Below are 3,072 nucleotides of genomic sequence, written 5' to 3' on the forward strand. Positions count from 1 at the left end.
ACGTCCGGCTCGCGCACATTCTCCAGCGCCGCGCGGATCAGGCCGTAGCCGGCGAAATAAAGCCCCGCGACCACGCCGCGGCGGTTCAGCAGCTTGGCCGAATGGGTCGCCCAGCGAAGGATGAGGAACAGCACGATCCCCTCCAGCGCCGCCTCATAGAGCTGGGACGGATGGCGCGGCATGCCGCCGTCGGCGGCCGGGAAGATGATCCCCCAGGGCAGGGAGGTGGGCCGGCCCCAGAGCTCGCCATTGATGAAGTTGGCGATACGGCCAAAGAACAGGCCGATCGGGACCACGGCGCAGACCAGGTCGCCCAGCCGCAGCAGGTCTACCGGCGCCTTGCCGGCATTGGCGCGGGCGAACAGCAGCACCGCGATCAGCACCCCGATCGTGCCGCCGTGATAGCTCATCCCCCCGTGCCAGACCTTGAAGATCTCCAGCGGGTCGCTGAGGATCGAGTCCGGGTCGGAGAGCATGGTGTAGAACAGCACATGGCCCAGCCGGCCGCCGACGATGACCCCCAGGGTGATCCAAAGGACCAGGTCGTCGATCTGTTCGGAGGTGGCGATCGGCCCGCGCAGGGGCCACAGCCGCGCGTCCTTGGCCAGGCCCAGGGCATAGCGCCAGCCCAGCAATATGCCGGCCACATAGGCCAGGGCGTACCAGCGGATGGCGAAGATGCCGATGTGGATCAGGACGGGATCGAAGTCCGGAAAGGGCAAGGACGGGCCTCCAATGCGAGATTCCGGTGAATATCCTCGTGCCCTTTAGACGAGAACCCCTTCGCTTTCATCCCCCGGCGCGCCATATAGAGCGACATGCAGACGCAAAACCCCTTCCTCGACGAGATGGCCAAGCTGACCCAGGCCGCCATGGGCCTGGCCCAGACGGCCGGCGACGAGGCCAAGGCCGCCTTCCGCGCCCAGGCCGATCGCATGGCCGCCGAGCTCGATCTGATCCGCCGCGAGGAGTTCGAGGCGCTGAAGGCCGAGATCGCCGCCCTGCGCGCCGAGGTCGCCGAGCTCAAATCCGCCAAGGCGCCCGCGAAGAAAACGCCCAAACAGGCGTGATATCGCGCCCCAGGGACCCAACACACGAATGTGGTTCGCTTACCGGAAGAAGCCGGTGACGGCCCGTCGCAAAACCAGACTAATTTCAGAATCGCAGGGCGATTCGCGGAGTCCCAGGCTCCGTCGCCCCCGCGAAAGGACCGCAGGTCTCATGGACACGCCTCAGTCTGACGAAGACGTCCTCCTCGCCCATGATCCCCTGGACGTGGTCGAGCATGTCCTGGAAGCCGAGAACCTTCAGTTCGACCGGACCGAGGACGGCGACCTGGCCTTCACCCTGTCGGGCGACTGGAAGGACTATGAGCTCTGGTTCGCCTGGCGGCCGGAAGCCGACTGCCTGCAACTGTGCCTGTCGATGGACCTCCAGGTGACGCCGGAACAGAAGGCCGCCGCCTATGAGCTGATCTCCATCGTCAACCAGCGCGTCTGGCTGGGCCATTACGAGGTCTGGGAAGACGGCGAGATCATCTTCCGCCACGCCATGGCCCTGATGACGGGCGAGCGCCCGTCTCTGGCCCAGGCCGCCGCCATGATCGATGTGGCCATGGAATCCGCCGACCGCTTCTACCCGGCCTTCGACTTCATGACCCGCGGCGGCAAGACCCCGTCCGAAGCCATCGCCGCCTGCATGTTCGATACGGTCGGCGAGGCGTAGGATTGGGGTTGCTCCCCCGTTGGGGGAGCTCCCGGCCGTATGGCCGGGTGAGGGGGACCTGGATGGTCTTTCTTGCCCGCCCAGGCGGCTGCGCCACGAGTCAAAGTCCCCCTCAGGCGCCTCGCGCCAGCTCCCCCGAGAAGGGAGCAACGGGAGTCGCTCGTCCGCTCGGCTTGCTCTAAACCCGCCCGACACTTTCGTTTCGCGGGGACGCACCACATGACGCCGATCCTGATGCTGGGCGCCGGCCGCATGGGCGGGGCGTTGATCGAGGGCTGGGGCCGGGCCCGGGCCTTCTCGCCTGCCGACCTGATCCTGCGCGATCCCTATCCGACCGAGACCGCCCGCGCCGTCCAGGCCGCCGGCGGCCGGCTCAACCCGCCGGACGTGGTCTTGGCCGAAGCCCAAACCGTGATCCTGGCCGTGAAACCCCAGCTGTGGCGCGAGACGGCGGCGGAGGTCGCCCATCTTCTCGCCCCAGACGCAGTGATCGTCTCGGTCGCGGCCGGGGTGAAGTGTTCAGACATGGCCGACGCCTTCGGCGGCCGGCGCATCGCCCGGGTGATGCCGACCACGGCCGTCGCCATCAACCAGGGCACCATCAGCCTCTATGCCGCCGACCCGGCCGCCCGGGCCATCGCCCACGCCCTGTTCGAGCCAGTCGGCGCGGTGGTCGATCTCGAGGACGAGGAGCTGCTGCACGCCGCCACCGGCGTCTCAGGCTCCGCGCCGGCCTATTTCTACGCCTTCGTCGAGGCCTTGGAGGCCGGTGGCGTCGCCGCCGGCCTGCCGCTGGACGCGGCCCGCACCCTGGCCCGCGCCACCATGACCGGCGCGGCCGCGCTCCTGGCCCAGAGCGGCGAGGAACCCGCCGACCTCCGCCGCCAGGTCACGTCGCCAAACGGCACCACCGAGGCGGCGCTCAAGGTGCTGATGGGCGAGGGTGGGCTCGAACCCCTGCTGCGCGACGCGGTCGCGGCGGCCACGCGAAGGTCAAGGGAGCTGGGAGGCTAGGCGCCCAACGCCTTGCGGAAATAGACCACCCGCTCGGTCTCCTTGAACCCCACGGCCGCGTGCATGCGCTGGCTGTCGAGATTGGCGAGATCGGCGTCGGAGGCCAGCTCCGAACAGCCCTGGGCGCGGCCCCAGGCCTCGACGGCCGTGATCAGGGCGCGGGCGGCCCCGTCCCTGCGATTGCCCGGCGCCACATAGATCCCCTCCAGGAAGGCCACGGGGCTGGTGTCGCAGCCGTTCACATAGTCGCGCCGCAACGCGACCTCGGCGAACCCGACCAGCCCCGTCGCCGCCACCGCTACGAACACCCCGTAGTCGGATCGCGCGATCAGG

Annotated in this window: 5 protein-coding genes; 3 read left to right on the plus strand and 2 right to left on the minus strand. The window is 68.8% G+C overall.

Translation table 11 applies throughout. The features are described 5' to 3' along the window. Positions 1 to 722: prolipoprotein diacylglyceryl transferase (gene lgt / locus Q7P21_RS20395; RefSeq protein WP_304180242.1), on the minus strand; the 722-nt coding region annotated here is incomplete at its 3' end. 96 nt (positions 723 to 818) lie between these two features. Between lgt and Q7P21_RS20400 the strand changes: the two genes are divergently transcribed. From Q7P21_RS20400 to proC, 3 genes are all read left to right on the plus strand, one after another. Then, positions 819 to 1,070: an accessory factor UbiK family protein gene (locus tag Q7P21_RS20400; RefSeq protein WP_304164822.1), complete on the plus strand. Its 252-nt coding sequence runs from the start codon at positions 819 to 821 to the stop codon at positions 1,068 to 1,070. Positions 1,071 to 1,221: 151 nt separating this feature from the next. Next, positions 1,222 to 1,725: a YbjN domain-containing protein gene (locus tag Q7P21_RS20405; RefSeq protein WP_304164824.1), complete on the plus strand. Its 504-nt coding sequence runs from the start codon at positions 1,222 to 1,224 to the stop codon at positions 1,723 to 1,725. 219 nt (positions 1,726 to 1,944) lie between these two features. Continuing rightward, complete coding sequence (gene proC, locus Q7P21_RS20410; protein ID WP_304180244.1) at positions 1,945 to 2,739, plus strand: pyrroline-5-carboxylate reductase; 795 nt, start codon at positions 1,945 to 1,947, stop codon at positions 2,737 to 2,739. On the opposite strand, the gene aac(6') is transcribed toward proC, so the two are convergent. Beyond that, the coding region (gene aac(6'), locus Q7P21_RS20415; protein WP_304180247.1) for an aminoglycoside 6'-N-acetyltransferase at positions 2,736 to 3,072 on the minus strand (337 nt) is incomplete at its 5' end. The genes proC and aac(6') overlap by 4 nt on opposite strands.

Source organism: Phenylobacterium aquaticum (assembly GCF_947378715.1).
Taxonomy (GTDB): domain Bacteria; phylum Pseudomonadota; class Alphaproteobacteria; order Caulobacterales; family Caulobacteraceae; genus Phenylobacterium; species Phenylobacterium aquaticum_A.